This is a genomic window from Frateuria flava, assembly GCF_017837635.1.
Lineage (GTDB): Bacteria > Pseudomonadota > Gammaproteobacteria > Xanthomonadales > Rhodanobacteraceae > Frateuria_A > Frateuria_A flava.
The window spans coordinates 12,665-38,948 of sequence record NZ_JAGJRS010000017.1 but is presented as its reverse complement, the minus strand read 5'-3'; the positions used below and the strand labels follow the sequence as shown (position 1 = coordinate 38,948).

General features: G+C 70.0%; 24 protein-coding genes. 16 read left to right on the top strand and 8 right to left on the bottom strand.

The window, feature by feature from the left end; translation table 11 throughout:
• Positions 1-238: 238 nt before the first annotated feature.
• Complete coding sequence (locus J7I44_RS08470; protein WP_209618892.1) at positions 239-685, bottom strand: GatB/YqeY domain-containing protein; 447 nt, start codon at positions 683-685, stop codon at positions 239-241.
• A gap of 102 nt (positions 686-787) precedes the next feature.
• Positions 788-1,003, bottom strand: a complete 216-nt coding sequence (gene rpsU / locus J7I44_RS08465) for a 30S ribosomal protein S21 (protein WP_055999514.1) — start codon at positions 1,001-1,003, stop codon at positions 788-790.
• A 72-nt stretch (positions 1,004-1,075) separates the two neighbouring features.
• Between rpsU and tsaD the strand changes: the two genes are divergently transcribed.
• The 5 genes from tsaD (at position 1,076) to J7I44_RS08440 (ending at position 5,560) form a co-directional block, all read left to right on the top strand.
• Complete coding sequence (tsaD, locus tag J7I44_RS08460; protein ID WP_342451886.1) at positions 1,076-2,146, top strand: tRNA (adenosine(37)-N6)-threonylcarbamoyltransferase complex transferase subunit TsaD; 1,071 nt, start codon at positions 1,076-1,078, stop codon at positions 2,144-2,146.
• Between the two features lie 166 nt (positions 2,147-2,312).
• Entirely contained in the window at positions 2,313-2,672 is a 360-nt protein-coding gene (gene folB, locus J7I44_RS08455) for a dihydroneopterin aldolase (protein ID WP_209618887.1), read from the top strand.
• A 79-nt stretch (positions 2,673-2,751) separates the two neighbouring features.
• Complete coding sequence (locus J7I44_RS08450; protein WP_209618875.1) at positions 2,752-4,014, top strand: mechanosensitive ion channel family protein; 1,263 nt, start codon at positions 2,752-2,754, stop codon at positions 4,012-4,014.
• Positions 4,015-4,018: 4 nt separating this feature from the next.
• Positions 4,019-4,501 (top strand): 2-amino-4-hydroxy-6-hydroxymethyldihydropteridine diphosphokinase, encoded by a 483-nt coding sequence (folK, locus tag J7I44_RS08445; RefSeq protein WP_209618873.1) that lies wholly within the window; start codon positions 4,019-4,021, stop codon positions 4,499-4,501.
• Between the two features lie 204 nt (positions 4,502-4,705).
• The gene (locus J7I44_RS08440) at positions 4,706-5,560 is read left to right on the top strand and encodes a DUF6159 family protein (RefSeq protein ID WP_209618871.1); all 855 of its coding nucleotides are present in this window, start codon (positions 4,706-4,708) and stop codon (positions 5,558-5,560) included.
• Positions 5,561-5,662: 102 nt separating this feature from the next.
• Here J7I44_RS08440 and J7I44_RS08435 read toward each other — a convergent pair whose 3' ends face one another.
• Together J7I44_RS08435 and J7I44_RS08430 are read right to left on the bottom strand one after the other, a co-directional pair.
• Positions 5,663-6,409 (bottom strand): pteridine reductase, encoded by a 747-nt coding sequence (locus J7I44_RS08435; RefSeq protein WP_209618868.1) that lies wholly within the window; start codon positions 6,407-6,409, stop codon positions 5,663-5,665.
• 31 nt (positions 6,410-6,440) lie between these two features.
• Positions 6,441-7,103, bottom strand: a complete 663-nt coding sequence (locus J7I44_RS08430) for a hypothetical protein (RefSeq protein ID WP_209618865.1) — start codon at positions 7,101-7,103, stop codon at positions 6,441-6,443.
• 148 nt (positions 7,104-7,251) lie between these two features.
• On the opposite strand from J7I44_RS08430, the gene J7I44_RS08425 reads away from it, so the two are divergent.
• The 3 genes from J7I44_RS08425 (at position 7,252) to J7I44_RS08415 (ending at position 11,176) form a co-directional block, all read left to right on the top strand.
• Positions 7,252-9,387, top strand: coding sequence for a TonB-dependent receptor (locus tag J7I44_RS08425; RefSeq protein WP_209618862.1), 2,136 nt, complete (start codon positions 7,252-7,254; stop codon positions 9,385-9,387).
• A gap of 167 nt (positions 9,388-9,554) precedes the next feature.
• Complete coding sequence (locus tag J7I44_RS08420; protein ID WP_209618859.1) at positions 9,555-10,748, top strand: class I SAM-dependent methyltransferase; 1,194 nt, start codon at positions 9,555-9,557, stop codon at positions 10,746-10,748.
• Positions 10,745-11,176, top strand: coding sequence for a VanZ family protein (locus J7I44_RS08415; protein ID WP_209618856.1), 432 nt, complete (start codon positions 10,745-10,747; stop codon positions 11,174-11,176). Before J7I44_RS08420 ends, J7I44_RS08415 begins: the two co-directional genes overlap by 4 nt.
• A 136-nt stretch (positions 11,177-11,312) precedes the next feature.
• Here the strand turns inward: J7I44_RS08415 and hemH are convergent, their stop codons facing one another.
• Positions 11,313-12,359, bottom strand: a complete 1,047-nt coding sequence (hemH, locus tag J7I44_RS08410; RefSeq protein WP_209618852.1) for a ferrochelatase — start codon at positions 12,357-12,359, stop codon at positions 11,313-11,315.
• Between the two features lie 102 nt (positions 12,360-12,461).
• On the opposite strand from hemH, the gene J7I44_RS08405 reads away from it, so the two are divergent.
• The 4 genes from J7I44_RS08405 to tatC all read left to right on the top strand — a co-directional run bounded on the left by J7I44_RS08405 (position 12,462) and on the right by tatC (position 14,683).
• Positions 12,462-13,148: a lipid-binding SYLF domain-containing protein gene (locus tag J7I44_RS08405; RefSeq protein WP_209618849.1), complete on the top strand. Its 687-nt coding sequence runs from the start codon at positions 12,462-12,464 to the stop codon at positions 13,146-13,148.
• A gap of 67 nt (positions 13,149-13,215) precedes the next feature.
• Positions 13,216-13,461 (top strand): twin-arginine translocase TatA/TatE family subunit, encoded by a 246-nt coding sequence (tatA, locus tag J7I44_RS08400; RefSeq protein WP_209618847.1) that lies wholly within the window; start codon positions 13,216-13,218, stop codon positions 13,459-13,461.
• Positions 13,462-13,479: 18 nt separating this feature from the next.
• Entirely contained in the window at positions 13,480-13,938 is a 459-nt protein-coding gene (gene tatB / locus J7I44_RS08395; RefSeq protein ID WP_209618846.1) for a Sec-independent protein translocase protein TatB, read from the top strand.
• Positions 13,925-14,683, top strand: a complete 759-nt coding sequence (tatC, locus tag J7I44_RS08390) for a twin-arginine translocase subunit TatC (RefSeq protein ID WP_209618843.1) — start codon at positions 13,925-13,927, stop codon at positions 14,681-14,683. The genes tatB and tatC overlap by 14 nt, the downstream gene beginning before the upstream one ends.
• Before the next feature lie 314 nt (positions 14,684-14,997).
• On the opposite strand, the gene J7I44_RS08385 is transcribed toward tatC, so the two are convergent.
• Complete coding sequence (locus J7I44_RS08385) at positions 14,998-16,341, bottom strand: S41 family peptidase (RefSeq protein WP_209618840.1); 1,344 nt, start codon at positions 16,339-16,341, stop codon at positions 14,998-15,000.
• Positions 16,342-16,427: 86 nt separating this feature from the next.
• On the bottom strand, positions 16,428-17,603 hold the full coding sequence (locus tag J7I44_RS08380) for a murein hydrolase activator EnvC family protein (protein ID WP_209618837.1): 1,176 nt from the start codon (positions 17,601-17,603) through the stop codon (positions 16,428-16,430).
• A gap of 178 nt (positions 17,604-17,781) precedes the next feature.
• Between J7I44_RS08380 and J7I44_RS08375 the strand changes: the two genes are divergently transcribed.
• The 4 genes from J7I44_RS08375 (at position 17,782) to ligB (ending at position 25,725) form a co-directional block, all read left to right on the top strand.
• A complete protein-coding gene (locus J7I44_RS08375) occupies positions 17,782-19,887 on the top strand; it encodes a TonB-dependent receptor family protein (RefSeq protein ID WP_209618834.1) in 2,106 nt (701 codons plus the stop codon).
• Positions 19,888-20,228: 341 nt separating this feature from the next.
• The gene (locus tag J7I44_RS08370) at positions 20,229-22,955 is read left to right on the top strand and encodes a TonB-dependent receptor plug domain-containing protein (RefSeq protein ID WP_209618831.1); all 2,727 of its coding nucleotides are present in this window, start codon (positions 20,229-20,231) and stop codon (positions 22,953-22,955) included.
• A gap of 90 nt (positions 22,956-23,045) precedes the next feature.
• Positions 23,046-23,798 (top strand): NRDE family protein, encoded by a 753-nt coding sequence (locus J7I44_RS08365; protein ID WP_209618828.1) that lies wholly within the window; start codon positions 23,046-23,048, stop codon positions 23,796-23,798.
• Positions 23,799-24,039: 241 nt separating this feature from the next.
• A complete protein-coding gene (ligB, locus tag J7I44_RS08360; protein ID WP_209618825.1) occupies positions 24,040-25,725 on the top strand; it encodes an NAD-dependent DNA ligase LigB in 1,686 nt (561 codons plus the stop codon).
• A 123-nt stretch (positions 25,726-25,848) separates the two neighbouring features.
• On the opposite strand, the gene J7I44_RS08355 is transcribed toward ligB, so the two are convergent.
• Positions 25,849-26,247 (bottom strand): YchJ family protein, encoded by a 399-nt coding sequence (locus tag J7I44_RS08355; RefSeq protein WP_342451885.1) that lies wholly within the window; start codon positions 26,245-26,247, stop codon positions 25,849-25,851.
• Positions 26,248-26,284: the final 37 nt, after the last annotated feature.

Below are 26,284 nucleotides of genomic sequence, written 5' to 3'. Positions count from 1 at the left end.
CGATGGGGCGTGAAGGGTGCGCATCAGCTCGCTGTGCGGGGCGTGATGCGGACTGGCTTTGCTCTTCTCAGGGGAGGCGATCTTTGCGCCCTCTCACCGCCGGGGAGAGGGCTGCTCTCGCGACGGAGCAGGTCGGAGCGCGGCTTTGATCGGGTTTCCTGCGAGCCCCGGCCGCTCACCTCGGTCCGTTGCCCGGAGGGGGGAGGAGGCCAAGGCAAAAAAGCCGTACCAGCGGGGCTCAGCCGCCCAGGCGTGCCTTGATGCGGGCGGACACCTGCGCCATGTCGGCGCGTCCGGCAGCCTGCTGCTTGACCACGCCGACCACCTTGCCCATGTCGCGCGGCGAGCTGGCGCCGGTCTGCGTGATGGCCGCGTCGATGAGTGTGTCGACCTCGGTCTCGCTGAGCTTGGCCGGCAGGTAGGCCTCGATCACCACCATCTCGGCGCGCTCGACGTCGGCCAGGTCCACGCGACCGGCCGCGTCGTACTGCACGATCGAGTCGCGCCGCTGCTTGAGCATCTTCTCCAGCACGCCGAGCACCTGCGTCTCGTCCAGCTCGATACGCTCGTCCACCTCGCGCTGCTTGATCGCGGCCAGGATCAGGCGGATCACCGCCAGCCGATCCTTCTCGCCGCCGCGCATGGCGGCCTTCATGTCGTCGGTGATGCGCTGCTTGAGGCTCATGGGCTTGTCTCCGGAAACGCGAAAGGCCGGTGTCGCCTTGGGGCAACACCGGCCTCGGGATGTCAGAACACCGTGCCGCGCGCTACGCAGCGGCAGCGGGGATCAATACATCCGGGTCTTGCGCGATACGTCGCGCGAGAGGCGGCGCAGGTGGCGCTTCACCGCGGCGGCACGCTTGCGCTTGCGCTCCTGGGTCGGCTTCTCGTAGAACTCGCGCTTGCGGGTCTCGGCCAGGACGCCGGCCTTTTCGCAGGTACGCTTGAAGCGGCGCAGGGCAAGCTCGAACGGCTCGTTCTCGCGGACTTTGACGCTGGGCATGAAAACTCCGAGTGGTAAACTGGCCCGCCAACCTGGCGCGCCTGTGGAATAGGGCGAGCCGCGAATTATAGCGTGGACAAAAAAGAAATTTCAAACCCGCCTGTCAAGCCCGTCCTCGGCGTGGAAACCTCCTGCGACGAGACCGGCGTGGCGCTGCTGCGCTGGGAGCCCGAGGCACCTGGCCGGGGCCTGCTGGCGCATACGCTGTACAGCCAGATCAAGCTGCATGCCGACTACGGCGGCGTGGTCCCCGAACTGGCCAGCCGCGACCACGTGCGCAAGCTGCTCCCGCTGGTGCGCGAGGCGCTGGCGCAGGCAGGCATGACCCCGGCCGACCTCGGCGGCGTGGCCTACACCGCCGGGCCCGGCCTGGTCGGCGCACTGCTGGTTGGCGCGGCGGCGGCGCGGGCGATGGCCTGGGCACTGGATGTGCCGGCGATCGGCGTGCACCACATGGAAGGCCACCTGCTGGCGCCGCTGCTGGAACCGGATCCGCCCGAGCCGCCGTTCTTGGCGCTGCTGGTCTCCGGCGGCCATTCGATGCTGGTGGAGGTGCGTGCGATCGGCCAGTACCGTCTGCTCGGCGACACCCTGGACGACGCGGCGGGGGAGGCGTTCGACAAGACCGCCAAGCTGATGGGCCTGCCCTACCCGGGCGGCCCGGCGCTGGCCAAGCTGGCCGAGCAGGGCCGGCCCGGCGCGTTCCGCTTCTCCCGTCCGATGACCGACCGGCCCGGGCTGGACTTCAGCTTCTCGGGCCTGAAGACCCAGGTGCTGCTGGCCTGGAAACAGTCCGACCAGTCCGAACAGACCCGCGCCGACGTCGCGCGCGGCTTCGAGGAAGCCATCGTCGATACGCTGGTGATCAAGTGCCGCCGCGCGCTGGAAGCCACCGGCACGCACCGGCTCGTGATCGCCGGCGGCGTCGGCGCCAACAAGCGCCTGCGCGAGACGCTGGCGGCCGCCGGCGAGAAAGACGGCTTCCGCACCTACTTCCCGCGGCTGCAGTTCTGCACCGACAACGGCGCCATGATCGCCCTGGCCGGCGCGATCCGGCTGGCCGCCGGCCAGGGCCAGGACGAGGCGGTGCGCGTGTCGCCACGCTGGGACCTGGAGTCCTTGCCGGGAATCGGGAATGGTTGATAGGGAATGGGCAAGCCGTTTCCGCTGAGGGGTGAGGGCGGCAGGAGCCCGCACGACTCCTGCCTTCGTCGGGCGAGTGGGACATGGACAAACCCGTTATCCTCGGGAAACGGCAGCGCGTGACGCTCACGACGATTCCCCATTCACGATTCCCTATTTGCCCTCCATGGACACCGTTTTCATCGAAGACCTGCGCATCGACGCGGTGATCGGCATCTACGACTGGGAGCGGCGCGTGCGCCAGACGCTCGCGTTCGACATCGAGATGGCCTTTGACAACACCGTGCCGGCCGCCAGCGACGACATCGCGCACACGCTCAACTACAAGGACGTCTCCAAGCGGCTGATCGACTACGTCGGCAGCTCCCGCTTCGGCCTGGTCGAGACGCTGGCCGAGCGTTGCGCGGCGATCATCCGCGAGGAATTCGGCGTGGCCTGGGTGCGCCTGAAGCTGTCCAAGCCCGGCGCCGTGCGCGGTGCGAAATCGGTCGGCGTGCGCATCGAGCGCGGCACCCGCCCGCAGTAAACCCATCGGCGGCGCCGCGCAGGCGCCGTCCGCCGCGGCCGTGGCATGTCGCGCGCGACCGGCCCCGAAAGGAGACCGCATGCCTTCCCTGTCCGAACTGATCGACCTTCCCTGGATGCACACCCTGCTGGGCGTGCTGGCCGTGCTGGTGCTGGCGTGGCTGGCCGGCGAGCTGTGCCGGCGGCTGCTGCTGCGTCTGGTCCTTGGCCTGGCCAGGCGCACGGCCTGGCACTGGGACGATGCGCTGCTGCAGCACGGTGTCTTCCGCTGGCTGGCGCGGCTGGTGCCGCCGCTGGCGCTTTCCTACGGCATCGCGCTGGTACCCGGTGTGCCCGACGCGGCCGAGGCCGCGGTCGCCAAGGCCATGCTGGCACTGGTGGTGCTGTGCGTGGTGATGGCGCTCAACGCGGCCTTGTCGGCCGCCGAAGACGTGTACCGGCAGACGCCCGCCGGGCAGCAGCGCTCGATCAAGGGCGCAGTGCAGCTGACCAAGCTGGGCCTGTGCCTGGTCGGCGCGCTGGTGGTGATCGCGGCGGTGACCGGCAAGCAGGTGGGCCTGCTGCTGTCGGGCCTGGGCGCGATGTCGGCGGTGCTGATGCTGATCTTCAAGGACACCATCCTGGGCTTCGTCGCCGGCGTGCAGCTGTCGTCCAACGACCTGCTGCGGGTGGGCGACTGGATCGAGATGCCGCAGCTGCATGCCGACGGCGACGTGATCGACATCGCCCTGCACACGATCAAGGTGCGCAACTGGGACAAGACCGTCACCAGTATCCCGAGCTGGCGGTTGATGTCCGAGCCGTACAAGAACTGGCGCGGGATGCAGGAAACCGGCGGCCGGCGGATCAAGCGCGCGCTGACCATCGACGCCGCCAGCGTGCATTTCCTGGACGAGGCGCAGCTGGCGCGGCTGGCGCGGTTGCGCCTGCTGGCCGACTACCTGCCGCCGAAGACCCGCGACGTGGCGCAGTGGAACCATGCGCTGGGCGAGGACGCCGCGGTGCCGGGCAATCGGCGCCGGCTGACCAACCTGGGCACGTTCCGCGCCTACGTGCAGGCCTATCTGGACGGCCATCCGCACATCCACCACGGCCTGTTCTGCCTGGTGCGCCAGCTTGCCAGCGGGCCGCAGGGCATTCCGCTGGAGTTGTACTGCTTCACCAATACGGTGGCATGGGCCGAGTACGAGGGCATCCAGGCGGACATCTTCGACCACCTGTTCGCGCTGTTGCCCGAGTTCGGCCTGGCGCTGTACCAGCAGCCGTCCGGGCAGGACGTGCGCGCGGCACTCGGCCTCGCTGGCGAGGCGCCCTCACGCGCCGTGGCGCGGGCCGGGGCCTGAGGCCATGGGCCGCGCCTACCTGAGCCTGGGTTCCAACCTGGAGCCGCAGCGCCACCTGCGCGCGGCACTGGACGAACTGCGCGCACGCTTCGGCGCGATCGACGTATCGCCGGCCTACCGCAGCCGCGCGGTCGGCTTCGAGGGCAGCGATTTCGTCAACCTCGCGGTGGCGCTCGAGACCGAACTCGAACCCGAACCGCTGAACGACTGGCTGCACGCGCTGGAAGACCGCCACGGCCGCCGCCGCGACGTGCCGCGCTATTCGGACCGCACGCTGGACGTGGACATTGTGCTCTATGACCAGTACGTGCTCGACGGCCCCGGGCATCTGCAGATCCCGCGCAAGGAGCTGCGCCACGCCTTCGTCCTGAAACCCCTGGTCGACATCGCGCCCGACCTGCGCCACCCGCTGGATGGGCGCAGCATGGCCGAGCTGTGGGCGGCCTTCCCGCACGACAGCGAGCCGCTGGAGCTACTGTCGCTGTAGGCAATGCCCGGATCGGCCAGACGCCTGTAGGAGCGCACCCTGTGCGCGACCGCGCAGCCGGTTCCGCGATTGCATCGCGGTCGCGCACAGGGTGCGCTCCTACAAGGGAGCGTCGGAACCCCTTGAAATGCGGTCGGTCACTGTCGTTACCGCGGAGCGAGTGCTAGAAAGGCGCCGGCATTCACGGATCGACGGGGGAGTCGCATGGCCGGCAAGTTTGCGCGCAGTTGGGGATTGATGAAGGCGAGCGCCGCGGTGCTGCGGTCGGACAAGGCGTTGCTGGCCTTTCCGCTGCTGTCCGGGTTGTGTTCGCTGGTGGTGGCGGCGAGCTTCCTCGTGCCGGTGGCGCTGGCGGCCATCGCCAGCGACGGGCGCACGCTCGATCGCGGGCACTGGTCCGCGGCCACGTGGCTGCTGATGTTCGCCTTCTACCTGGTGCAGTACTTCGTCATCGTGTTCTTCAACACCGCGCTGGCCGGGTGCGCGCTGCGCCACCTGCGTGGCGAGCCGACCCGCCTGTCCGACGGCCTCGCGCTGGCCGGTTCGCGTTGGGCCAGCATCCTGGGCTACGCGCTGATCGCCGCCACGGTGGGCCTGTTCCTGCGCGCGCTGCAGGAGCGGCTGGGCCTGGTCGGCCGGCTGGTGGCCGGCCTGCTCGGCCTGGCCTGGACGGTGGCGACGTTCCTGGTGGTGCCGGTGCTGGCGAGCCAGGCGGTGGGGCCGGTCGATGCGGTCAAGCGCAGCGTGGAGCTGCTCAAGCGGACCTGGGGCGAGAACCTGATCGGTACCGTGGGGCTGGGCGCCGCGTTCGGGCTGATGACCTTCCTGGCCGTGCTGCTGGGGGCGTTGTTGATCGGCGGCGCGTTCGCGCTGCATTCGATGCCGGCCGTGGTGGCCGCCGTCATCGTGGTGGTCGTTGCGCTGGTGTTGCTGAGCCTGGTGCAGGCCTCGCTGCAGGGTATCTACGCGGCCGCGCTCTACCGCTATGCCGAAGCCGGCGAGGGCGGCGCGGGCTTCGAACCGGCGCTGCTGCAGGGGGCTTTCCGCCCGAAGAAATAGCGCGGGTCCCTTGTAGGAGCCCACTTGTGGGCGATGCTCCTGGCCCGGTCTGGCGCCCAAGAAAAGCATCGCCCACAAGTGGGCTCCTACGAGAGGCAACGGCTATACGGGCAACGTGCGGCCGCCATCCACGCGGATGATCTGTCCGGTGACGAACGGTGCATCGCGCAGCAGCCAGAGCACCGCGGAGGCGGCGTCCTCCGGCGTGCCCGCGCGCTGGAGCGGCGTGCGCGCCAGCAGTGTCGCGCGATCGTCGTAGTTCTTGCCGTCGGAGGGCCACAGCACCGCGCCGGGGGCCACGCCGTTGACGCGCACTTCGGGCGCCAGGTCCTGCGCGAGCGTGCGTGTCATCGCAGCGAGCGCGGCCTTGGCCATCACGTAGATCGGGTGTTCGGCCAGCGCGCGCTCGGCGTAGATGTCGACCAGGTTGACGATTGCCCCGCGCGCCTCGCGCAGTGCCGGCCACGCCGCCTGGGCGAGGAAGAACGGGGCTCGTGCGTTGGATGCGAAGAGCTCGTCCCACTGTGCCGGCGTGGCGCTGCCGACCGGGGTGGGAAAGAACGCCGATGCGTTGTTGACCAGTGCGTCCAGCTGCCCGAAACGGGTCAGCACCTGGTCCACCAGCGCGGGCAGGCGGTCGACCGCGGCCAGGTCGGCCTGTAGCGCCAGCGTGCTGCCGGCGCGTGCGCGCTCCAGTTCCGCCAGCAGCGCGGCGGCCTCCCCGGCGGAGTGGCGGTAGTGCAGGGCCAGGTCGTAGCCGGCGGCGTGCAACGTGCGGGCGATGCTGGCGCCGACGCGGCGGGCGCCGCCGGTGACCAGTGCGACAGGACGGGGATGCGGGTGGCTCATCCGTCGAGCTTGCCGCAAAGCGCGCGGGCCGTCACGGCGGGGGCGGATCTTCCGGCACGACGGCCTCGTCGGGCACCGCCAGCGGCTCGGTGCGCACCAGGCTGCCGCTGCCGAACAGCTCGATCGCGGTGCGCGCCACGCTGCGGGTGTCGTACCAGGCGTAGGCTCCCACCCCCGCGGCGCCGATCACCGGCAGCCAGCGCGAGATCCCGGCGCCCACCGTGCGCTGGGTCAGGCTGATCCCGATCCGCCGGGCCACGCGCTCGGCCAGCGTGGCCGACAGCTGGCGGAACAGCAGCCGGTCGCCCATGCGCACCACCAGGTCACGGAACGCCTGCGCCGCGGTGTGGCGGAACAGGCACCACAGCATCTGTTCGCGACCCAGGCTGGCGTGCTGGCCGAAGGCGGCCGCGATGTCGCTGACCATCTGCCCCTGGATCCGCCAGATCGCCACCAGCTCGGGCAGCACCGTAAGCCAGCCCAGCGGCCCGGGCGGCAGCGCCAGCGAGCCGGCGGTTAGCGCTGCCTTGCGCGCGGCCTGGGAGGCCAGCTCACGCGCCTTCGCCTCCGGATGCAGCCCCCGGTGCACCCGGCTGTCGGGAATCTGGCTGGCGAAGTCGAGGATCGCCGCGGCAATGCGTCCGTGCTCGACCGGGGCGGGCACGGCGGGGACCTGGGTCGGTGAATCAGCCATGGCGACTCCTGCGAATGGGCAGGCCAGTGTCGGTGACTGGCCGTGAATGGCGCATGCGACCCGGGCGTGACTTTCGACCCGTGGCGGGTGCCGGGTGGGATTGTTACGTTATAACATTAAGCCCAGCGACCCAGGAAACCGCCCGACGATGCCCCGCACCCTGCTTGCCTTCAGCCTTGCCTGCGCCCTCGGCCCGGCCTTCGCCGTGCCGGCGACGGATACCACGGTCGGCGACGCCACGGCACCACCCCCCCCGCCGCAGGTGCGCCAGCTCGACACGGTCGACGTCAGCGCCGCGCTGGACCTGTCGCGCAACGCGCTCTCGCCCGACACCGGCTCCAGCCAGTATGTGATCGACCGGCAGGCCATCGCGCAACTGCCGCTGGGCGCTTCCACGCCGGTCAACCAGGTGCTGCTGCAGGCGCCGGGCGTGGTGCAGGACGCCTACGGCGGGCTGCACGTGCGCGGCGACCACGGCAACCTGCAATACCGCATCAACGGCGTGATCGTTCCGGAGTCCATCTCCGGCTTCGGCCAGACGCTGGACGCGCGCACGATCCAGAGCATGAAGCTGCTCGACGGCGCGCTCCCGGCACAGTACGGCTTGCGTACCGCCGCGGTGGTCGACATCACCACCCGGGGCGGCCACCAACTGGGCAACGGCGGCAGCGTGGGCGTCACCGGCGGCTCGTTCGGGACACTCAATCCGAACCTTGCGTTGTGGGGCAGCAGCGACCGCTGGAGCAGCTTCTTCACCGCCAGCTATCAGCAAAGCGATGTGGGCATCGAGAACCCCACCGCCAGCCGCAAGCCGGTCCACGACCACACGAACCAGCTCAAGAGCTTCGGTGACGTCAGCTACCTGCTCGGCGCCGACACGCGGTTGAGCTTCCTGTTCGGCACGGCCGACAACCGCTTCGAGATTCCCAACGTGCCGGGCCAGCAGCCGCGGTTCGGCTACCTCGACCGCACGAGCTTCGACTCGTCACGGCTCGATGCCCGCCAGCGGGAGGACACCCGCTTCGGCGTGCTCGCGCTGCAAGGCAAGCTGGGCCACACCGATTACCAGGTCTCGCTCGGCCAGCGCTACACCGACGTGGACTACAGCCCCGACCGGATCGGCGAGCTGATGTTCAACGGGGTCGCCTCGGCGGTCACCCGCAGCAACCGCGCCAGCACGTTGCAGGCGGATTTCGCCACGCCGCTGGGCGACGTCCACACCTTGCGCTACGGCCTCTACGGCAGCTTCGAGCGCGCCGGCAGCGGCAACGATGCCTGGGTGTTCCCGGCCGATGCCGAGGGTGCACAGGCCAGCACCGCGCCGCTGGAGATCCGCGCCGCCGGCCGCCTTACCGCCAGGACCTGGTCCGCCTACGTGCAGGACGAATGGAGCCTTGGCGAGGCCTGGACCCTCAACCTGGGCCTGCGCGGCGACCGCTACCAACTGCAGCGCACAGAAAGCCAGCTCAGCCCGCGCGTCGGCCTGGTCTGGCAGGCCGGCGGCAACACGGTGGTGCACGCCGGTTACGCACGCTACTTCACGCCGCCGGCGACCGAGATGATCACCAGCGAGAACATCGCCCGTTTCGAGGGCACCACCAATGCGGTGCCAGACCTGGGCAACAACACGCCGCTGGCCGAGCGCTCGGACTACTTCGACGCCGGCGTGCAACAGACGCTGGGAGCGTGGACGCTGGGCGTGGACGCCTACTACCGAAAGGTCCACCGGTTGCAGGACGAGGGCCAGTTCGGCGCCGCGCTGGTCTATTCGACCTTCAACCTCGCCCAGGGCAGGGTCAAGGGCGTGGAGTTCACGGCCGACTACCGCGCCGGTCCGCTGTCGGCGTACGTCAATGTCGCGGCTAGCCAGGCGATCGGCAAAGGCATCATCACCAGCCAGTACAACTTCGATCCGGACGACCTGGCCTACGTCGCCCAGCACTACATCCACCTCGACCACGACCAGACGCTGGCCTCCTCCGGCGGCATCAGCTACGTGCTCGGCGAGCGCACGCGGGTTGGCGCGGACTATCTCTTCGGCAGCGGCCTGCGGCGCGACGGTGCGGTGCCCAATGGCGATCACCTGCCGGCGTACTTCCAGCTGAACCTGAGTGTCGCGCACGACTTCAGCGTGGGCCGCTTCGGCGATTTGCATACCCAACTGGCGATGATCAACGCGCTGGACCGCAGCTACCAGCTGCGCGACGGCAGCGGCATCGGCGTGGGCGCGCCGCAGTTCGGACCCCGACGCGGGGTCTACCTGAGCCTGCAGAAGGACTTCTGAGTGAGGGCGCTTGGCGTTCTCGCGAAAGAGGGCAGGCTTCCGTGATGCGCGCCCTCTCCCGGGCCCCGCCGGGAGAGAGGGCTGCGGACAGGGGAGGCCATTTCGACACCCCGACGGGCTCGCAACATCCCATCGGCTAACCTTCACCTTTTGCACATCATCACGCCATGGCCTCACGACTCCCCGATCCCGGCCCCGACGAGCGCGCCCACTCCGATCGCCTGCTGCAGCTCCTGCGCGAGCAGATCGCCTCGCACGGACCGATGCCGTTCGCCCAGTACATGGAGCGCTGCCTGTACGCGCCTGGCCTGGGCTACTACAGCGCCGGCAAAACCAAGTTCGGCGAGGCCGGCGATTTCATCACCGCGCCGGAGCTGGGCGGCCTGTTCGCGCAGTGCGTGGCCAACGCGGTGCAGCCGGTGCTGGCGATGCTGGGTGACCGGGCCGACTTCCTCGAACTGGGCGGCGGCAGCGGCGCCTTCGCCGAGGCCGTGCTGAAGGCTTCCGCCGACGCAGGCACCTTGCCGCGTCGCTACCTGATCCTGGAACCGAGCGCCGACCTGCGCGAGCGCCAGCGCGATCGGCTTGCCGCCGCGCTGCCGGCCGACCTCAACGCACGCTTGGCCTGGCTGGACCGCCCGCCGGAAGAGAACTGGCGCGGCGTGCTGTTCGCCAACGAGGTGGTCGACGCGCTGCCGACCACGCGCTTCACACTGCGTGCGGGCGAGGTCTACGAGGAACACGTCACGCTCGACGGCGAAGGCCGGCTGATGCGCACCGACCGCCCGGCCGACGCGCTGGTCGCCGGCGCGGTGCGCCACCTGGAACGCGACCTGGGCCGGCCCTTCGAGGACGGCTACCGCTCCGAAGTGCTGCCGCAGCTGCCGTACTGGGTGCAGGCGGTCGCCGGCACGCTCGAGGCGGGACTGATGCTGTTCATCGACTACGGCTACGTGCGCCGCGAGTTCTACCTGCCCGAGCGCAGCGACGGCACGCTGATGGCGCACTACCGCCATCACGCGCACGCCGATCCGTTGCATCTGCCGGGCCTGAACGACCTCACCGCCTCGGTGGATTTCACCGCGCTGGCCGAGGCCGGCAACAGCGCCGGCTTCGGCGTCGCGGCCTACCTGCCGCAGGCGCAGTTCCTGCTCGCCAGCGGGCTGCAGGCGGCCTTCGAACAGGCCTACGCGCAGGCCGGCGACGACCTCGCCCGCCAGCGCCTGGCACAGCAGGTACGTCGGCTGACCCTGCCCGAGCAGATGGGTGAACGCTTCCAGGCGATGCTGTTCGCGCGCGGACTGCCAGCGCTGCCGCTGGCCGCCGAGCTGCTTGCCGCCGACCAGGGCGGGCGGCTGTGAACGCGCTGGCGCAGGAGGCCGCGCCGTTGCGCTGGCGGCGCGGCTGGGCCGTGCTGGGCGTGCTGCTGATGGCCGCCACGGCTGCCATTGCGCTGCTGCCGGCGACCCGTCGCCTCACCGCGATGGCATTGGCCCTGCCGGCGGGCGACAAGCTGCTGCACATGCTCGCCTTTGCCGCGTTGATGGGCTGGTGGGGCAATCTCTACCACCGGCCGCGCCCCCGCCTGGGCGTGGCCGCCGCCTGCCTGCTGTTCGGCCTGCTGATCGAGCTGGCGCAATGGCCGCACAACCCCAGGGATGCGAGCGTGTGGGATCTGGCGGCCGATGCACTCGGCCTGGGCCTGGGCGCGCTGTTGCTGCGCACGCCATTGGCCGGTGTGCTCGCGTGCATCGAGCGCGTGCTTGGCCTGCAACCGGAACGCCGCTGACGCAGATCCTTCCCGGTTCACGGCGGAAGGTGCCCGGAGGCCTTGCGAAGGGCTGACCGTGCTTTCGCCCAGGAGCGCCCCTCCGCCTGTTGTCAGCTTCCCCCACGTTCGCGGGGAAGGCTCGATACAAACGCCGCTACGAGTCGAAGCCCGGCCACCCCTGTGTGTGCCGGCGGATGATCGCCGCCAGGCTTGCCACCTGTTCGGGCGAGTCATTGAGCGCGGGAATGTAGCGCAGCGCGTCGCCACCGGCTTCGAGGAAGAAATCGCGGTTTTGCATGGCGATTTCCTCCAGCGTCTCCAGGCAATCCACGGCAAAGCCGGGACAGGCCACGTCCAGCCGCTTGACGCCTTCGCTGGCAAGTCGGCGCACGGTGGCGTCGGTATAGGGCTGCAGCCACGTCTCGCGGCCCACGCGCGACTGGAAACTCAGCAGCAACTGGCTCTCGTCCAGGCCCAGCCGCGCGCGCAGCCGCGCGGTGGTGGCCTGGCACTGCGCCAGGTACGGATCGCCCAGGCGCACGTAGCGCTCCGGGATACCGTGGAAGGACAGCAGCAGCTTCTCGCCGCGGCCGTTGGCCTCCCACCAGCGTTCGATGCGGCTGGCCAGTGCCTCGATGTGGGTCGGATCGTCGTGGTAGGTGTTGACCAGCCGCAGCTCCGGCGGCCAGCGCAGGCGCTTGAGCGTATCGGCCACCGCATCGATCACCGAACCGGTGGAGGTCGCCGAATACTGCGGATACAGCGGCAGCACCAGCAGCCGCTGCACGCCGGCGGCCTGCAGCTCGGCGATTTTTGCAGCCACTGATGGCGCCCCGTAGCGCATCGCCAGCGCGACGTGCGCCTGGTCACCGAGTTCGGCCTGCAGTGCCGTGGCCAACGCCTCGCTCAGCACGCGCAGCGGCGAGCCGGCGTCGGTCCAGATCCGCGCATAGGCGTGCGCCGATCGACGCGGGCGGATCGCCAGGATGACCTGCAGGATCGGCCACCACTTCCAGCGCGGGTAGTCGATCACGCGACGGTCGGAGAGAAACTCGGCCAGGTAGGGCCGGAGCGCGCGCGCGGTCGGCGCTTCGGGCGTGCCCAGGTTGACCAGCAGCACGCCGGTCGCACGCGCGCCTGCCTGAACGTTCCGGTCAGGGGCGTGGTCTGAAGGGCCGGTATAGTGGTCGCGCTGTGGCATCGAAGGCATCGGCGGCAGGCAGGCGGTGGAGTCTGCCACAAGCCGCCCGACCGGCCTCCGGGCGCGGTGCCGCACCCCCATTCCCTTGCAAGGAGTTCACCCATGTTCAAGGCATTGCGTCGTTGCTCGCTGATCGCGCTGGCCCTGTTGCTGCCGTCGATGGCGGCCCATGCCGAGGATCCGCCGCTGGTGCGCGCGCAGAACGCGGTGCGCGTGCTGCACGAGGTCATGCAGGCGCCGGACAAGGCGATTCCGAAGGAACTGCTTGAAAACGCCAAGGCGATCGCGGTGATCCCCGACATGGTCAAGGCCGGCTTCATCTTCGGCGGCCGTCGCGGCGAAGGGCTGATCTCGGTGCGCAGCCCGGATGGCACCTGGTCCAACCCGAGCTTCATCACCCTGACCGGCGGCAGCGTGGGCTTCCAGGCGGGGGTGTCCTCCACCGACGTGGTGCTGGTGTTCCGCACCCGGCGCGGGGTCGATTCGATCGTCAACGGCAAGTTCACCGTCGGCGCCGATGCCGCCGCCGCCGCCGGCCCGGTAGGCCGCACCGCCAGCGCCGCCACGGACGCGCAGATGAAGGCGGAGATCTACTCCTACTCGCGCTCGCGCGGGCTGTTCGCCGGCGTGGCGCTGGACGGCTCGGTGCTGCGCATCGACTACGACGCCAACGAGGCGATCTACGGCCCCGGCATTACGCCGCGCCGCATCTTCGAAGGCGGCGTCAGCAACGTGCCCGGCCCGGTCGTGGACTTCCGCGACCAGCTTGAGGAGTACACTGCGCGTTGATCCCGTTGCTGGCATAGCGCTTGGCAACACAACGGTTTTCGGCACAGTCCGTCAGAGGTTTGAAGTCATGGGTCTGGACAGTTTTTGGCATTGGATCATCCTGCTGATCGTGGTGCTGGTGATCTTCGGCACCGGCAAGCTGGCGAAGATGGGCCCGGACCTGGGCAACGCCGTGCGTGGCTTCAAGAAAGCCATGCAGGGCGACGAGGACGACGAAGAGGCCAAGCGCAAGGCGCAGGAACAGCTGCGCGCCGACCCGCCGGCCTCGGACGCCACCGCCAGCAAGGCGCGCGACACCAGCGAAACCAAGTAAGCGCGCGGTGGCGCGACGATGATCGAGATCAGCTTCGGCAAGATGCTGCTGCTGGCGCTTATTGCGCTGCTGGTGCTCGGGCCTGAAAAGCTTCCCGGTGCGGCACGCACCGCCGGTGCGTTGGTACGCCGCGTGCGCAACACCTGGGACAGCGTGCGCGCCGAGGTCGAGCGCGAGCTGGAGATCGAGGAGATCAAGCGGACTGCCCGCGAGGCCGCCGCGCGCGCCGAGGCGGCGCAGGCGCAGATGAACGCCACCGCCCGCGAAGTGCGCGAGGTGGTCGGCTCGGTGGCGGCGGCGCCCGCCCCAGCGATGTCGTCCGGATCCGGACCGGAGGCGCGGTTGGCCAGCGACGTGGCGGATGGGACCAACGAGGGCGACGAGACCGCGCCCGAACGCGACACGCTCACCGGCGACCTGTTCGCCGACGATCCCAAGCACGCGCCGGTGAAGGAACCTCCGCATGGCATCGCCTGAGCCCGAGCCGCAGGTCGACCTGCAGCAGGGTCTGTTTTCCCACCTGATCGAACTGCGCTCGCGCCTGCTCAAGGCATGCGCGATGGTGCTGCTCGTACTGCTGGCGCTGATTCCCTTCGCCAACCGGCTCTACACCCTGCTGGCCGCGCCACTGGTGGCGCACCTGCCGCAGGGCGCGCACCTGATCGCGACCGAGGTGGCCAGTCCGTTCATCACGCCGCTCAAGCTCGCCTTCTACACCGCGCTGTTCATCAGCATGCCGGTGATCCTCTATCAGCTGTGGGCCTTCGTCAGCCCCGGCCTGTACAGGCACGAGAAGCGGCTGGCGCGGCCGCTGCTGCTGGCGGCGCTGGCGCTGTTCTACATCGGCTGCGCGTTCGCCTATTTCCTGGTGCTGCCGGCGGCGTTCCGCTTCCTCACCGCGGTGACGCCCGCGGGCGTGGAGATGATGACCGACATCACGCATTACCTGGATTTCGTGATGCTGATGTTCTTCGCCTTCGGCCTGTGCTTCGAGGTGCCGGTGGCGGTGGTGATCCTGGCCGCCGTGGGCGTGGTCGATGTCGCCAAGCTGCGCGCCGTGCGCCGGTACGCCATCGTGGGTGCGTTCGCCATCGCTGCGGTGATCACGCCGCCTGATATCACCTCGATGATCATGCTGGCCGTGCCCATGTGCCTGCTCTACGAGCTGGGCGTGCTGGCCGTGCGTTGGCTGGTCAAGCCGCGCGACGTGGCTTCGGAGTAACTCGCGCTCAGCTCCGTCTCCCCGCAGGGGAGAGGGAGCAAGGCGCTCGCGTGCCGTGGTGGCAGTCGGCATGCAGAGAGGGCTGCCGATGATGTTGAGCGCAGGGTGTGCGGGTCTCTGCGAGCAGACCAGCTTCTGGCTCCCTCTCCCCTCCGGGGAGAGGGTTGGGGTGAGGGGCCGGGGCTCGCCCGGCGGTTGCATGGAGCGGTTGCTCTTCGCCGCAAAGGCGCGGCTCGCCGCATTCCACCCAAACTTTCCCCGTTCAGTCCCGCCCTCTCCCCGAGAGGTGGGGAGCAAGCCGCAAGGTGGAAGCGCTACTTCACGGCGTCCGCGCGATGCCCCAGCGCCAGCCCCTTGAGGATGTTCAGCGCCTGCGCCAGCGTGTAGTCCTGGGTGGCCAGCTTGGCGTTCTCCGCACTGCCGTCGTTGTCGATGTCCTGCATGGCGGCCGTGTTTTCGTTGGCCAGGTGGTGCTTGAGGTCGGCCTCCGAGTTGATCAGCTCCGGCTGGCTGTCCGCCTGGTTGACGGTGAGTTCGGCCAGCGCGATGTCCGGCTTGATGCCTTCGGCCTGGATCGAGGTGCCGTTGGGGGTGTAGTAGCGGGCGGTGGTGAGCTTGACCGCGTGGTCGGCATCCAGCGGCAGCACGGTCTGCACCACGCCCTTGCCGAAGGTGCGCCGGCCCACGATCAGTGCACGATGGTTGTCCTTGAGCGCGCCGGCGACGATCTCTGCCGCCGAGGCGGTGCCGTTGTCAGCCAGCAGCACCATCGGCGCGCCCTGCAGCAGATCGCCCGGGTGCGCGTCGAACTTCATATTGGCGTCAGCCAGCCGTCCGCGCGTGCTGACGATGCCGCCTGCGTCGAGGAAATCGTCGCTGACCGCCACCGCCGAGGTGAGCAGGCCGCCGGGATTGGAGCGCAGGTCGAGCACGGCACCCTTGGGCTGGCCGTGCTTGGTCACATAGGCGGCGAACTTGCGCTCCAGGTCGTCGGCGGTGTCTTCCTGGAATTGGCTGACGCGGATGTAGGTGTAGCCGGGCTGCAGCTCGCGCAGCTTCACGCTGGTCACCGAGATCTGCTCGCGCACCAGGTGCATGTCGATCGGCTGGTCGCTGTTCTCGTGCAGGATCGAAAGCGTGACCTTGCTGCCCGGTTCGCCGCGCAGCAGCTTGAACATGTCGTCCACGTTTTCCGGATCGACCGGCTTGCCGTTGATCTTGGCGATGGTATCGCCGGGCTTGATGCCGGCGCGCGCGGCCGGGGTGTCGTCGATCGGGGCGATGATGCGCAGCGTGCCGTCCACTTCCAGCACCTCGATGCCCAGGCCGCTGTACTGGCCGGTGGTGTCTTCGGAAAGCTGCTGCAGGCCCTGTTTGTCCAGGTATTCGCTGTGCGGGTCCAGGCCGCTCAGCATGCCGCTGATCGCCGCCTTCATCAGCGTTTTGTTGTCCACCGGCTCGACGTAGGCCTGGCGGATCACTTCATACACGCGACTGAAGTTGCGCACGTCGTCCAGGTCGACCGGATCGGGGGCGCTGGCGGCCTTGGCCGGTGTCGCCGAGCTTGCGGCGCTGGCCGGAGCCTGCTGTGCATGCAGCGGCGCGAACGCCAGCGCGGCGGTCACGGCGCAGGCCAGGGCACGGGGGATCGGATGCATGCAAAGACTCCTGGGTATCCGGCGTATTTCGACCGCGCGGCAGCGTGGTCGTTCCAAAGTTAGCGTGCGGTGCGCGGCAGGGGGCGTCAACGGCGCCTGGCGAGCCAGCCGCGCGGGTCGACCGGCTTGTTCTTGTGACGCAGTTCGAAATACACGCCGGTGTTGACGCCGGTGGTGGGACTGGCGGTGGCGATCGCTTCGCCCGCGTCGACCTGGTCGCCCACGGTGTGCAGCACGCTTTCGTTGTTGCCGTACATGCTCAGCCAGCCATCGCCGTGGTTGAGGATCACCAGCAGGCCGTAGCCGCGCAGGAAGGCGGCGTAGACCACCCGGCCGCGCGCCACCGCGTGCACGTCGCTGCCACCTTCGGCCTTGATCAGCACGCCATTGCCGTAGTTCACCACGGCGCCGGATGCGGGCCAGGGCAGGTTGCCGCGGATGTCGGCCTTGCCCCCGGCCCGGTTGGGCGCGGCGGGGCTGGCGCGCTCGTTGCGCGCCGCTTCGCGGGCGGCTTCGTCGATCGCTCGCTGCAGCTGGTCGACCAGATGGTCCAGCGACTGCGCGTTCTGCTTCATCGCGGCCAGGCGCTGGCCCTCGTCCTTGTACTTGGCGTTGGCCTGGGCGACCAGCTTCTGTTGCGCGGCACGCTGGGCGGCGAGCGCCTGGGCCTTGTCGGCGCGCTCGGCACGGGTGGCGGCCAGGGCCTGCTGTTCGGCGGTGATGTCGGCCTCCAGCTGTTGCAGGCGGCCGAGTTCGTTCATCAGTGCGGCCACGCGTGCGGCCCGGTCCTGCTGGAAATACTTCGAGTAGGCCAGCGCGCGGGCGATCTGCGCGAGGTCCTGGTCGCCCAGGAGCAGGCGCAGGTCGGTGCCCCTGCCGAGGGTGTAGGTGGCGCGCAGCAGGTCGGCGATGGCCGCGCGCTGGCCGGCCAGGCGTTGATCCAGTTCGCTGCGCTGCTGTTGCAACCGTTCCAGTTCCTGCTGCTTGGCCGCCAGCGCGGCGTCGGCCTCGCGCAGCGCGCGGGCGGCCTCGGCCAGTGCGTTGGCCTGGCGCGCCAGCAGGGCGTTGGCGCTGTCGCGTCGGGCGGCGGTCTGTGCCTGCTCACGGGCCAGCGCCTCCATCTTGCTGCGCAGTTCGGCCAGTTGCTGCCTGGCCTGGGTCTGCTTGTGCACGGAGGCGTCCTGCGCGATGGCCGGCACGGCGGCGGCCAGTGCGATGAAGGTCAGCAGGCGGGCGAGGGCACGAAGGGTGGGTCGACGCATGGGGACCGATTATCCCCGAAGCGGACGCGTCGTAGGGCGTGGGGTGGGGCTTGAGCCCACCGGCGCTGGCCGGAAGGGTCGGTGGCTGAAACCGACCCTGCGCCCGCCCGCGCCAGCGGCGACGGCGCCTGCACGGGCGGCCGCTACCATGGCCGTTCGTCAGCGGACAGGTGCGTCGATGGGCAAGCGTCGAACGTGGATCGCGATCGCGGTGGCCGGCTGGCCACTGGCGCTCGCGGCGCAGGCCGTCACCGACCTGCCTCCGGTGCCGGTGCAGGCGGTGCGGCTGGACATTCCGCCGTTCGACCTGCCGGCCGCGCTGTCCGTCGTTCCCGTGGCCACCCGCGCCAGCGGCAAGCCGGGCGTGAACCTTTCCGAGGCGCTGGTCGGCGTACCCGGCGTGCTGGCACGCGACCGGCAGAACTACGCGCAGGACGAGCAGCTCTCGATCCGCGGCTTCGGCGCGCGGGCCAGCTTCGGCGTGCGCGGCGTGCGGCTGTACGTCGACGGCATCCCCGCCACGATGCCGGACGGGCAGGGGCAGCTCTCGCACATCGCGCTGGCCGCGGCCGATCGCGTGGAAGTGTTGCGCGGGCCGTTTTCGGCGCTGTACGGCAACTCGTCCGGCGGCGTGGTGCAGGTGTGGACGGCCGCCGGCGGGCCGGTGCCGGTGCGCACGCTGGAAGCGTTCGCCGGCGCCGATGCCAGCTGGCACCTGGATGCCGCAGCGCGGGGCATGGCCGGCCCACTCGACTACAACGTGGCGTTGGGCCAGTTCCGCACCAACGGCTACCGTGCGCACAGTCGTGCGCAACGCACCTCCGGCAACGCACGGCTGGGATTCGACCTGGGCAACGGACGGACGCTCACCGTCGTACTCAACACGCTGGCGCAGCCGTGGACGCAGGACCCGTTGGGCCTCACCCGCGCGCAGTGGCGGGCCGATCCACGCCAGTCGGTCGACGCCGCCACCGCCTTCGACACCCGCAAGCGCGTGCAGCAACAGCAGCTGGGTGCGACCTGGCGCGCCGAGGGCGAGCACGATGGCGTGCGCCTGATGGGCTACGCCGGCCAGCGCGCGGTGGACCAGGTGCTGTCGATCCCGCCGGTGGCGCAGCAGAGCCCGCTCAGCGCTGGCGGAGTGATCGACCTGGCGGGCGTCTACGGTGGCGCCGACGCGCGCTGGACCCATCGCGGACAGGCGCTGGGGCGCCCGCTGGAAGCGGTGCTGGGCGCGAGCTGGGACGCGCAGGACCAGCATCGCCGCGGCTACGAGAATTTCGTCGGCGACGTCCTCGGCGTGGCGGGCGCGCTGCGTCGCGACGAGCGCGACCGCGTGCAGGCGTTCGATCAGTACGCGCAGCTGTACTGGCACGTCGCCGAGCGCTGGGCCCTGCTGCTCGGCGCGCGCCACAGCGAGGTCGCCTTCCGCACGCGCGACCGCTACGTCACCCCCGGCAACCCCGACGACAGCGGTCGCGTGCGTTACCGCGCGACGACGCCGGTGGCCGGACTCGATTACCGGCCCGGCGCACACCTGCGCCTGTACGCCAGCTACGGCGAGGGCTTCGAGACGCCCACCTTCAACGAGCTCGGTTACCGCAACGATGGCGGCGCGGGCCTGGCGCTCGACCTTGCGCCGGTGCGCAGCCGCAACGGCGAAGTGGGCCTGAAGTGGCGGCCGCACGACGAGCTCGGCGTCGAACTGGCGCTGTTCCGCGCGGACAGCCGCGACGAACTGGCGGTGGCGAGCAGCCACGACGGACGCTCGACGTATCGCAACGTGGGGCGCAGCCGTCGGCAGGGCGCGGAACTGTCGGTCGACGGCGAGCTCGGCGCCGGCTGGAGGCTGCGCCTGGGGCTGACCTGGCTGGATGCGCGTTTCCGCAGCGGGTTCCTGGCCTGTGCCGACACGCCCTGCCTCGCACCGGACCTGCGGGTACCGGCGGGCACGCGCATCCCCGGCGTGCCTCGGCGCTACGGCGCGTTGCGGCTGGAGCGCGGCAGCGACCTGGGATGGCGCGGCGGCCTTGAACTCGAAGGCGTGGGCGCGGTGCCGGTGGACGACCGCAACAGCGCCACCGCGCCCGGCTACCTGCGCACGGGCCTGGACCTGGGCTACGGCCTGGCGCTTGGCGGCACCCGGCTGCACGTCTCCGCGCGAGTGGACAACCTGTTCGACCGCCGCATCACCGGTTCGGTGATCGTCAACGATGGCAACGGCCGCTACTACGAACCGGCACCGGGCCGGAGCGTAACGCTCGGCATGCGTCTGGAGCTGTGAGGGTATGGCGGTATAGGCGTCTACGACGGCAAGCGCCTGGCGGCCCCGAAACGACCGTGGCACAAGGCATACAACGTGCCAACAGCTGCTCCGTGCCGGTTTCGCCACGCGTGGTTAATTGCTTGTAAGCACCTTCGGAAAGTGGAAGACTGCGCTCGCGCAATTCCCCTCGCCTGCAGTGCTGGCGGTGCGCACAACACACCACCAGTCCTCGGGCGCATTGCGCACCCCACAACCGAGGATTGAGTCATGAAGCCGAACAAGCTCGCTACGGCGTTGCTTTGCTGTTGACGCCTCTAGGTTCTGTTTACGCCCAGACCACCCCGCCTGCGGACACCCCCGTGCCTGCGCCGCCACCGCAGGACCAGCAGGCCAACCCCCAACAGGCGCAGCAACTGCAGACGATCACCGTCACCGGCTCGGCGATCCCGCGCATCGACGTGGAGACGCCTTCGCCAGTCACGGTGATCACCGCCGCGCAGATCGAGCGCAGCGGCCTGAAGACGGTCAGCGACGTCGTGCGCGCGATCTCCGCCGACAACAGCGGTTCGATCCCGACCGCCTTCACTGCCGGTTTCGCGGCGGGCTCCGCCGGCGTCGCCCTGCGCGGCCTGACGGTCAACTCGACGCTTGTGCTGGTCGACGGCCGCCGCTCGACCAATTACCCGCTGGCGGACGACGGCCAGCGCACCTTCGTCGACCTCAACACGATCCCGGTCAACGCGATCGAACGCATCGACGTGCTCAAGGATGGCGCCTCGTCGCTTTACGGCGCCGACGCGATTGCCGGCGTGGTCAACATCATCCTCAAGCTCGACTACAAGGGCCTGGAGGGAACCGCCGAGATCGGTACTTCCCAGCGTGGTGGCGGCACCACGCGCCGCGTCACCCTGCTGTTCGGCGGCGGCGACCTGCAGAAGAACGGCTGGAACGCCTACGGCAGCATCGAGGCGCAGAAGGACGACCGCATCTGGGCCCGCGACCGCGATTATCCGTACAACACCACCGACCTCAGTCCGGGCGGCGGGAGCGATCTCAACTGGGGCCAGCCGGGATTCAACAACGGCTCCATCTGGGGCATGGTGCAGCCCGCCGTGCCGGGCGTGCCGGGACCGGGCGGCCAGCAGACCGGCACCGCGGTCGACGGTTCGCTGTGGCAACCGCTGCGCCCGTGCGGACCGGGCTCCACCCTGGTGACCAACGAACTGGGCAGCGGGTGCGAGCAGAACCAGATCGCCGACTACATCGACCTGGCACCCAAGCAGGAACGCGCGGGCGTCTACGGCCGGCTGACCGTGAAGGTCGGCGACAACAGCGAGGCCTACGTCAGCGGCAGCTACTACCACAACAAGGTGGAAGCCGCGGCCACGCCGCCGCAGATCCGTGCCGGCACGCCGGTGGACACCCGCTCGATCGTGCTGCCGGCGACCCTGCCGGACGGTTCGGACAATCCGAACAACCCGTTCCCCGGCCAGCCGGCGCTGATCACCTACGCCTTCGGCGACATCCAGGGCGGTGCCAGGACCGTCAACGACAACCTGCGCATGGTCGGCGGCATCCACGGCCTGTGGGGCGAGTGGAACTACGACAGCGCGCTGGTGCTCAACCACAGCTTGCTGGACGTGGACAACTACGGCTTCCTCAACTACGCCGCGCTGATCAGTGCCGTGAACAACGGCACGTACAACTTCATCGACCCGTCGCAGAACTCGTCCGAGCTGCTCGCCCAGCTCGCGCCGGTGCTGCACAAGAAGTCGACCACCGACCTGCAGTCGCTGGGCTTCCACCTCACCCGCCTGTTGATGGATCTGCCGGGCGGTTCGCTGGGCCTGGCCACCGGCATCGATCTGCGCCGGGAGAAGCAGTCCGATCCGGACCTCAATCCCGGCCTGTCGGCCCAGGGTCTGGGCGTGGCGCACACCTTCGGCAAGCGCACGGTCAAGGGCGTCTATGCCGAGCTGGACGCGCCGCTCCTGGAATCGCTGGAGGTGGACGTGTCCGGCCGCTACGACCGCTATTCCGACTTCGGCGGCAATTTCTCGCCGAAGGCCGGCCTCAAGTGGAAGCCGATCGAATCGCTGGCGATCCGCGGCACCTGGTCGAAGGGCTTCCGTGCACCGAGCTTCGCCGAGAACGGATCGAGCGAGTCGGAGGGTTTCGCTACCTACAACCTGCCGGACGACTACGTGGCGGCGCATCGCAGCGATGCCTACACCCGTCCCTACGGCCTGGCCTACGACACCATCGGCAACCCCGATATCCAGCCGGAAAAATCCAAGAGCTGGACCTTCGGCGTGCTGTGGCAGCCGACCGGGCAGTTCAGCGCGTCGGTGGACTACTACGACATCAAGAAGACCGGGGTGATCGGCCAGTTCGATCCGCAGGCGGTGCTCGATGCCTACTTCGCCGGCCAGCCGCTGCCGCCGGGCTCGGCAATCATTCCCGACGTGCCCGACCCGGAGCACCCGACGCTGTTGCCCAAGCCGGTGGTGGTACAGGCCCCCTACGTCAACCAGAACGCGTTGCAGACCAAGGGCGTGGACCTGGACCTGATCGGCAACTTCGACTTCGGCGGCGTGAAGCTGCGCAGCGAGTTCAGTGCCACGCGCATCTTCGAGTGGAACCTCACCCTGCAGGACGGCACGGTGCAGCGCTTCGTCGGCACGCACGGCGTGTACGCCGTGTCCTCCGGCGCCGGTACGCCACGTGACCGCGCGACCTGGTCGAACAGCTTCGTGTTCGGCCCGGCGACGATCACCGGCACGCTGTACTACACCAGCGGCATCAGCATGGAGTCGCCGGACGCGGGCGAGGGTTGCATCTCCACCGACGACAACGGCGATCCGTTCCCGCCGAGCTGCCACGTGGGCGCCTGGACGCAGTTCGACCTCACCGGCAACTACGACTTCAACGACCACTTCTCGGTCTATGCGTCGGTCCTCAACGCGTTCGATCGCCGCGCGCCGTTCGATCCGGCGAACTACGCCGGCGTCAACTACAACCCGACCTGGTCGCAGATGGGCATGGTCGGGCGGTTCTACACGGTGGGCGTGAAGTACAAGATGTAAACCCGCGCATGCGGGTCTTCGGGGCGCGCCGCCATCGGCGCGCCTCTTTTGTCGGCGACAATAGTCCCTCCCCATGGGCCCGAGCCGACCATGTGCCTGATCGCTTTCGCCTGGAACATCCACCCGCGCTGGCGGCTGGTGCTGGCGGGCAACCGCGACGAGTACCACGCCCGTCCCAGCGCGCCGCTGGACCGCTGGAACGACATGCCGGTGATCGCCGGGCGCGACCTGGAGGCCGGCGGCACCTGGCTCGGGGTCAGTCCACTCGGACGATGCGGCGTGGTCACCAACGTGCGCGACCCGCGCCTGCCGCAGACCGGGCGCTCGCGCGGCCTGCTGGTCACCGACTGGCTGGCGGGCAAGGCGGACGCTCCCGCGCACGCGCGCGCGCTGTGCCGGGATGCAGCCCGCTATCGCCCGTTCAACCTGCTCACCTTCGATGCGCAGGCGGCCTTCTACCTCGGCAACCGGCCGGAGCCGCGCCTGCAGGCGGTGACGCCCGGTGTGCACGGGCTGTCCAACGCCGACTTCAACACGCCCTGGCCCAAGACGCGCCAGTTGATGGCGCGCCTGCAGGCATGGCTGGACGAAGGCGCAGAAGACGTCGCGCCGCTGTTCGCGGCCCTGGCCGACGAGCAGCCCGCCCTCGACCACGAACTTCCCGATACCGGCGTCGGCCGCGAGCGGGAACGCTGGCTCTCGCCCGCGTTCATCCGCGGGCGCGAATACGGCACGCGCGCGAGCACGCTGGTGCTGATCGATCGCACCGGTGGCGGGCGGATCATCGAGCGCCGGTTCGGGCCGGAAGGACGCCCGGACGGCCAGAGCGACATGGTCTGGTGAACGACCCGCGACGATCGCGCCGCCGGCCGGGCACATCCGTATCGTGCACGATCCGGGCCCTCTCTGCGCCGGGGAGAGGGTTGGGTGAGGGCCGGGCTCGCCTGAAACCCCACCGTTCCCTCCGCAATCGCCCCACCGCCCGATCGGGCGCGCCCTACGCAATCCGTCGCCCCGCCGCCACTGCGCCGATGCCCGGCGCACCGCTACCGTGTCGGACCGGCTACCCACGAGGGAATGTTCGATGCGACATGGATGGCGCTGGTGGCTGCTGGCCGCCTGCCTGCTGATCAGACCCTGTCTGGCCACTTGTCCCGCGTGGGATGCACCGCGCGCCACGCACGAGCTGCAGGCCCTGCACGACCAGCTCGACCGCTGGAACCACGCCTACCGCACCGACGGCCGCTCGCCCGTCGACGACGCGATCTACGACCAGGCCCTCGCCCGCTATGAAAGCTGGCGCGCCTGCTTTCCCGGACAGGCGCCGCCGGCGCTGGCGCACCTGGCCGACGCGACCGGCCCCGTGCGCGCGCCGATCGCCCAGACCGGCCTGGCCAAGCTTCCCGACGCGGCAGCCGTGCAGGCGTGGATGCACGCGCGCGGCGACCGCGACCTGTGGGCGCAGCCCAAGGCCGACGGCGTCGCGGTGACGCTGCTGTACGTCGACGGCGAACTGCGCCAGGCGGTGAGTCGTGGCGATGGCCTGCACGGTTCCGACTGGACCGCGCAGGTGGCGAAAATCGCGGCGGTTGCCAAACACCTGGCGCACGCACCACCGCGCGTGGTGCTGCAGGGCGAGCTGGTCTGGCGCCTTCCCGGGCACCGGCAGGCCACCGAGGGCGGCGTGCGCGCGCGTGCCGATGTCGCCGGTGCACTGGCGCGCGATCCATTCGATGCCGGGGCCGCCGCACACATCGGCCTGTTCGTGTGGGACTGGCCGAGCGGGCCGGCCGACATGCGCGCGCGCCTGGCGGGCCTCCAGGCCATGGGCTTCGGCGCCAGCGCGGCGCTGACCCAGCCGGTGACCAGCCTCGCGCAGGTTCGCCGCTGGCGCGAACGCTGGTACCGCCAGGCGCTTCCCTTCGCCACCGATGGCACCGTGCTGCGCCAGGGCCGGCGCCCGCGCGGCACGGCGTGGCAGCCCGCGCCACCGGACTGGGCGGTCGCCTGGAAATACCCGCCCGCCAGGGCGCTGGCCACGGTGCGCGCGGTCGACTTCCGTCGTGGGCGGCGCGGCCGCATCAGCGTGGTGCTCACGTTGGAGCCGGTGGTGCTGGACGACCGCACGGTGCGACGCGTGAGCGTCGGCTCGCTGGAGCGCTGGCGCAAGCTCGATGCGCGACCGGGTGATCAGGTCGCGCTCTCGCTGGCGGGACTGACCATCCCGCGTCTGGACGGCGTGGTGTGGCGCACCCGCGAGCGCGCAGCGGTGACCGTCCCGACGGAAGCGACGCGAGACGGCCTGGACTGCTGGCATCCCGATGCCGGCTGTGAACGCCAGTTCCTGGCGCGGCTGGTGTGGCTCGGCGGCCGGCAGGGGGTGCGCATCGACGGGATCGGCGAGACCACCTGGCGCGCCCTGGTCGATGCCGGGTTGCTGCACGGCGTGCTGGACTGGTTGTCGCTCACGCCCGCGCAGCTGGCGGCCGTGCCGGGCATCGGTGCGGCCCGTGGCGCGAAGCTGTCCCAGGCCTTCGCACATGCGCGCGCGGCCGGGTTCGGCTCCTGGCTGCGTGCGTTGGGCATGCCGCCAGCGGGGGATGCTGCTCTACCTGCCTGGGGGGTGCTGGTGGCGCGGGACGCGTCGGCATGGGAGAAGCAGCCGGGTGTCGGTCCCGCGGGTGCCGCGCGGCTGCAGGCGTTCTTTCGCCACCCGGAGGTGGGCCGCCTCGCCGCGCGGCTGCATGCGGCGGGCATTGCCGGGTTTTGATCGACGTGGAAGCTGCAGGAGCGAATCTGTGCGCGACCGCGCGCCTCCATTGCGTGACCGCCTATCGCGGTCACGCACAGGTCGCTCCGGCAGCGTTCACCCCAGCGAACAGGCGAGCCGGCGCTAGGCCAGGATCTCGCCGTCCACGTAATACCAGCGGCCGTCCTCGCGCAGGAACCGGCTCACCTCGTGCAGGCGTTGTGCCCGCCCGCCGCCGTAGCGCAGCCGCGCGACGAACTCGACCACCGCCTTGACAGCGCCATCCTCGTGGCGCTTTACCGACAGCCCGAGCCAGCTTGGTGCCGGCTGCTGTGCGGCGAGCTTCAGGTGCGCCGGGCGCGTACTCGGATGCCAGGTGGCCAGCAGGTAGTCCTCGCGTTTCAACACGTACGCGCTGTAGCGCGAACGCATCAGCGCTTCGGCGTCCGGCGCGGCGCGCCCCTCATGCAGCGGCCCGCAGCAGTGCGCGTAGCCGGCGGGATTGCCGCAAGGGCAGGGCGTAAGGATGTCGACGGCGCGCACGTTGTGCAGGATCCCGGAAGTGGCTTCCGGTCATCCT

Bases quoted from the DNA above. Each gene is read 5' to 3' on its own strand.
- J7I44_RS08470 (WP_209618892.1), bottom strand. From the start codon at position 685: ATGAGCCTCAAGCAGCGCATCACCGACGACATGAAGGCCGCCATGCGC.
- rpsU (WP_055999514.1), bottom strand. From the start codon at position 1,003: ATGCCCAGCGTCAAAGTCCGCGAGAACGAGCCGTTCGAGCTTGCCCTG.
- folB (WP_209618887.1), top strand. From the start codon at position 2,313: ATGGACACCGTTTTCATCGAAGACCTGCGCATCGACGCGGTGATCGGC.
- J7I44_RS08450 (WP_209618875.1), top strand. From the start codon at position 2,752: ATGCCTTCCCTGTCCGAACTGATCGACCTTCCCTGGATGCACACCCTG.
- folK (WP_209618873.1), top strand. From the start codon at position 4,019: ATGGGCCGCGCCTACCTGAGCCTGGGTTCCAACCTGGAGCCGCAGCGC.
- J7I44_RS08440 (WP_209618871.1), top strand. From the start codon at position 4,706: ATGGCCGGCAAGTTTGCGCGCAGTTGGGGATTGATGAAGGCGAGCGCC.
- J7I44_RS08435 (WP_209618868.1), bottom strand. From the start codon at position 6,409: ATGAGCCACCCGCATCCCCGTCCTGTCGCACTGGTCACCGGCGGCGCC.
- J7I44_RS08430 (WP_209618865.1), bottom strand. From the start codon at position 7,103: ATGGCTGATTCACCGACCCAGGTCCCCGCCGTGCCCGCCCCGGTCGAG.
- J7I44_RS08425 (WP_209618862.1), top strand. From the start codon at position 7,252: ATGCCCCGCACCCTGCTTGCCTTCAGCCTTGCCTGCGCCCTCGGCCCG.
- J7I44_RS08420 (WP_209618859.1), top strand. From the start codon at position 9,555: ATGGCCTCACGACTCCCCGATCCCGGCCCCGACGAGCGCGCCCACTCC.
- hemH (WP_209618852.1), bottom strand. From the start codon at position 12,359: ATGCCACAGCGCGACCACTATACCGGCCCTTCAGACCACGCCCCTGAC.
- J7I44_RS08405 (WP_209618849.1), top strand. From the start codon at position 12,462: ATGTTCAAGGCATTGCGTCGTTGCTCGCTGATCGCGCTGGCCCTGTTG.
- tatA (WP_209618847.1), top strand. From the start codon at position 13,216: ATGGGTCTGGACAGTTTTTGGCATTGGATCATCCTGCTGATCGTGGTG.
- tatB (WP_209618846.1), top strand. From the start codon at position 13,480: ATGATCGAGATCAGCTTCGGCAAGATGCTGCTGCTGGCGCTTATTGCG.
- tatC (WP_209618843.1), top strand. From the start codon at position 13,925: ATGGCATCGCCTGAGCCCGAGCCGCAGGTCGACCTGCAGCAGGGTCTG.
- J7I44_RS08385 (WP_209618840.1), bottom strand. From the start codon at position 16,341: ATGCATCCGATCCCCCGTGCCCTGGCCTGCGCCGTGACCGCCGCGCTG.
- J7I44_RS08380 (WP_209618837.1), bottom strand. From the start codon at position 17,603: ATGCGTCGACCCACCCTTCGTGCCCTCGCCCGCCTGCTGACCTTCATC.
- J7I44_RS08375 (WP_209618834.1), top strand. From the start codon at position 17,782: ATGGGCAAGCGTCGAACGTGGATCGCGATCGCGGTGGCCGGCTGGCCA.
- J7I44_RS08365 (WP_209618828.1), top strand. From the start codon at position 23,046: ATGTGCCTGATCGCTTTCGCCTGGAACATCCACCCGCGCTGGCGGCTG.
- ligB (WP_209618825.1), top strand. From the start codon at position 24,040: ATGCGACATGGATGGCGCTGGTGGCTGCTGGCCGCCTGCCTGCTGATC.